1 protein-coding gene is annotated in these 5,156 nt (G+C 66.6%); it reads left to right on the forward strand.

What is annotated here, in order from left to right:
• Positions 1 to 186: 186 nt before the first annotated feature.
• Positions 187 to 5,156: RHS repeat-associated core domain-containing protein (locus tag B9Y90_RS25360; protein WP_085543064.1), on the forward strand; the 4,970-nt coding region annotated here is incomplete at its 3' end.

Raw genomic sequence — 5,156 nt, forward strand, 5'->3', positions numbered from 1 at the left:
TGCGGCATTCAAAAATCAGCGACTGTTGTGAATATTTTCCTTTTGTTTCAGAAAAAAATCCATGCGAGCGTTGTCCGACATATTCGCCGGGAGCAGGGCAGGCATAGGGCACCGTCTCGTCGCTTTTAACGGACAGGCTCTCCGGCTGCGTCCTCCCTTTGCTTACCCTTCTCAGGAGCGTCTCCCATGCCCACCCCCGTCCCCGAGTCTCAGGCCCACAACTTTATCAGCGGCGCGCAGGAGGGGATTGACCCCCGCACCGGCCTCTTCTCCTTCGCATTCCCCCTGGCCACCCTCTCCGCCAGCGAGAACCAGGCCCCGTTCCTGCCCCTGACCCTGAACTGGTCTGCCCTGCAGACCGGCAACCCGTACGGCCTGGGCACCGGATGCACCTTCGGCGTCACGCGCTATGATGAGTCGGTCAACCCCGGACAGCTGCTCCTCAGCTCCGGAGAGCGCTACCGCGTCAACCGGACCCTGGGCGGGGACGGCCTGACCCTGCGCCAGTGCCCGCTCCCGACGTTTCGTCTCAGCAAGGTGAAGGGGGATAACGGGGTGATGCAGTGCCTGATTCAGCATAAGGACGGCCATACCGAGGTGCTGGAGAAGCAGACGCAGAGCCTCTGGCTCCCGGTCCGGATAGTGGCCCCCACCGGGCGTCATCTCGCGCTGACGTGGCAGGCCGGGCAGGGCGTTGCCCACCTGTCCACCGTGGAGGATGAGAACGGCCTGACATTGTGCCGGTTTACCTGGGGCGACGTGCCGGCGATGACGGTCTGGCCGGGCACAGACGAAGAGATGCGCCTGAGGCTTTACCCTAAAAACGGTTACCTGAGCGAAATCCACAATGTCAGCGACGCCGCGGAGAAACTGGTCTGGACCCTGGGCTGGGAAGACAGTGAAACCCTGCGTTTTCCCGGCAACGTCTGCCCCCTGAAATCGGTCCGCACGCCGGCGGGCCTGACCCACACGGTGACCTGGGAGAAGAAGATGCGCTTCAGTGTCCGGTCCGGCGAGGGCCGTCTGCCGGCCGTGGTGAAAAGCCAGGTCAGCACCGCCGACGGTGAGGTCTCGCAGGTCGCCACCTACCGCTACAGCATCGACAGCCGTCACGACGGGGACAACACTGTGACCCTCAACCATAACTGGCTGGGTTACGGGGCCGCGTTCAGTGACAGTGAATACGATGCAGACAATGACAACCTGCTGTCGCTGCGCCAGCCGTACCACTACTGGTCGGAAGTCAGTCTGAAGGGGGCCGGAGGCGACCCGGATACGGTGGTGCGCCGGACCTACAACCGTTTCCATCTGATGACGGAGGAGAGGACCTGGCTGGAGGGCCGGGCCTGCGTGCACACGCAGGCCATTCAGTATTATGCCGACGAAAGCAAAACGCTGGCAGAGCAGCAAGCCATCTGGTCGTTTCCCCACACCGTGACGCAGACCTGGCAGCAGGGCAGCGCGTCGCGCTCAGAGACCGCCCGGTCTGCGTACGACGCGCACACCGGCAATCTGCTGACGCAGACGGCCCCGGACGGGACGGTCATCACGATGACCTGGTACCCGGCGTCGGGGGAGGGAGACAAATGCCCGGCGGACCCGCACGGGTTTGCGCGCTGCCTGAAGAGCCGGACGGTCACCCCGGTACGCACCGCGTACGGCGACGAGCCGGTCACCCGGGAAGAACACACGTACACGGATATCGCCGTCGGGGCAAAAGGACGTCAGCAGGGGCAGCCGGGGGTCATTATGCCGCACACGGTGTCCACCTTTGTGTACCTGACGGCCGGCACGCCGGAAGAGCACACCGCCCGGAGCAGCATGACGTACCAGTATCAGCAGGGCGACGTGACGGCCCGGGACTTCGGGCGTCTGACGCGGCAGGTGAGCGCGTTTCACAATGAAACCAGCCCGGCCCATCCGTACGAAACGGAAACGGGCCTGACGTTCACGTATGACGGGGCCACGCACCGGCAGACCCGGACCGTGACGGTCAGCGCCATGAAAAATGCGGCAGACCCGGACTTCACGGCCCCGGTGGTGACCACCTCCCGGGTGGTGTCGGGGCTGACGGGGCGGGTGATGTCCCTGACGGACGCCACGGGCAACGTCGTGCGCTGTGAATATGATGCGCTGGGGCGGCCGAAAGGGCAGACGCTGCATCCGGAGGACGAGGCTTACCGGCAGGCGAGCCGGACGCAGTATTTTCCGGCAGACAGCCAGGGCCATACGCAGGTGGTGCACACCGACGCGCTGAAAAACCAGGTCAGGACCACGTTTAATGCCCTGGGGCAGGTGGTGCGCCAGGAGGTGCAGGACGTGGACGGGCCGGAGGGGAAACGTCAGGCCTGGCTGACGGCGTCGGTCTGCCAGTATGATGCCCGGGGTCAGGGGGTGTCCACCGCGGTCACGGACTGGCTGCGGGCGGACGAGGCGTCCGGGGAGACGGGGGAGGCCGGGCATCCGCTTCCCGCGCTGCAAACACCGGTCTCCGTCAGCACCACCGCGCTGGTCCGGGACGACTGGGGCCGGGTGGTGTCCACCCGGGGGAGCGACGGTCTGACCCACCACCGGGTGACGGACCCCGTCGCCTGCACGGTCACGGCCTGGACGACGGATGCGAAGGGGCAAGAGACGCCGCGGACGGTCACGTACGGTGACCCGCGCACCGGCCGGGTGGTCAGGGCGGCGGTGTTCCCGACCGCAGAGGACCTGGAAAAGAATGCGCCATACAGTACGGTCACGCAGGCGTGGGACGGCGTGGGGCGGCTGCGTAAAAGCACCGACCCGCTGGGACACACCACGGCGTTCACGTATGACGTGTTCGGGCGCGTCGTCAGCACGACCCTGCCGGACGGGGTGATTGTCCACAAAAGGTATGCCCCGTCCGGTGCGGCGGGTCTGGCCGTGAGCATCAGCGTCACGGACCCGGTGACGAAGGCGACGACCGTGCAGGGTGTCAGGCGGTTTGACGCAGCGGGTCGGGTGGTGAGCAGCACGGTCGGGAAGGATGAGGCGACGGGGCGGACCACCACGGCGGTCTACGAGAAGAACCTGCTGTCCCGGACGCATACAGACAGTACCACGGGGCCGGACGGGGTGACGTGTACCGTGGAGAGTGACCCGCGGCTGGGGAATGCGGTGCTGAGCGTGAAGGCAGAGGACAGGCACGGCGTGCTGCCGGCCGTGGGGCAGACGTTCAGCTACAACAGGGTGACCGGGCAGATGCTGGATGCGCGGGAGGGCGACACCCTGACCCGGCAGTATTACCGGCCGTCGGGCGCGGGGCTGCGGCGTGAGGAGCAGGTGTCCGGCGGGAGCGTGCTGCGGAGCCATGCCGTTCACTCTCTGGCCGGGCGTGTGCAGCAGGTCACCGGTGTGGAGGGGGCCCCCTGCACATACCATTATATCACCCGTGGCCGGCTGGCCGGTCGCGTGGCGTCGGTCACGGATAACGGTGTCACCGTCACACCAGCGTACGACGACCTGAACCGGGTCAGCGGCTGGACGGCGGTGGCGCTGCAGGGCGGGCAGACGCTGACAACGAAGATGGTGCCGGACGCGTACGGGCGGGAGCATATCCGGACGATAACCCACAGCAACGGGGAAGTCCGGACGCTGACACAGACGTGGTACATCAACGGTCAGCTGCAAACCCGGACGCTGTCGCGCACCCTTAATCATGGGCAGCCGGAAACGCTGTGCGATGAGACGTTCATCTATGATGCGCGCAGCCGCCTGCAGGATTACCGGGTGACGGGCACGCAGCTGCCGCGGGACGCGCACGGGAATGCGTTTGTCCGGCAGCGTTTTACGTTCGATGCGCCGGGCAATATCCGGACCTGCGAGACCACGCTGGACAGCAGGGGTCACGGGGCGGTGATTACCGCGACATACGGTTATGCAGAGCATGACCCGTGCCGGCTGATATCCGTGACGTACAACCGGGAGGCGTCCGCGCAGGGCTATAAGGACCTGGCGTTCAGCGACGCGGACTATGATGCGGCGGGTCGCCTGCTGAAGGATGAGGCGGGGGGGGGGCTGCACTATGACGCAGCGGGCCGTCTGGTCCGGGTCACACAAAACGGCGGGCAGGCGGGTGAATATGGCTACGATGCCGGTAACCGTCTGGTGTGGCAGCGGGTGGACAGTACACAGCAGCTGCACCGGCTGTACTACCGGGGCAGCCGGCTGGTCAATGAGTGGGTAAGCCCGAAAGGTAACGGGCAGAAACAGGATACGCAGACCGACACGCTTATCCGGCTGACGGGTGTGGCCCAGACGACGCGGCAGGGGGGGAAGGCGGTGACGCTGCTGCTGGGGACGGACGGGAAGGGGAGCGTGCTGACGGGGAACGACGGGCATACCCGGGACTACGGGTACAGCCCGTATGGTCAGGGGAGCCGGACGGAGCACGGGAGTGAGCGTCAGGGGGAGAGCGTGCGGGGGTGGAACGGGGAGCGGCGTGATCCGGTGACGGGGACGACGCACCTGGGGAACGGTTACCGGGCGTACAATCCGGGGCTGATGCGTTTTCACTGCCCGGACAGTCTGAGTCCGTTTGGGGCGGGGGGGATCAACCCGTATGCGTACTGCGCGGGAGATCCGGTGAACCGCGCGGACCCGACGGGGCACCTGAGCTGGAGCGGGTGGCTGTCGATAGGGCTGGGGATCGCGGCGGTGGTAATCGGAGTGGCGACGCTGGGCCTGGGGGCGGCGGGGGCGATATCGCTGGGGGTGATGGCGGCGTCGATGGCGGTACTGGACGTGGCGTCGGGGGCGCTGGCAATAGCGAGCGGGGCGCTGGAGGAGAGGGATCCGGCGATGAGTGCGACGCTGGGGTGGGCGTCACTGGGGGTGGGCGCGCCGTCGATGGTGTACGGGGGGGTGAAGCTGGTCCAGGGGGGGATAAATCTGGGGAGAAGCCTGCCATCCCTGTACCGCACGGCGGTGGGGACGATGCTGAGTACGGCGCACGCCTCGCAGGCCGCGGGTGTCGGGCGCGTTGCCGCGCTGACAAAAGGGGCCTTGCTGGCAGGCAATGGTGCCCGACAGGCGGCGATGGTCGCCATGGCCGGGGTGCAGGGGGCGAAGGCGGGGGTGGTGGCGACACAGCAGGCGTCTGAGGCCGGGGAAGATGCTGGTCGTTATCCTGC

The organism is Cedecea sp. NFIX57 (assembly GCF_900177785.1).
Lineage (GTDB): Bacteria > Pseudomonadota > Gammaproteobacteria > Enterobacterales > Enterobacteriaceae > Cedecea > Cedecea neteri_C.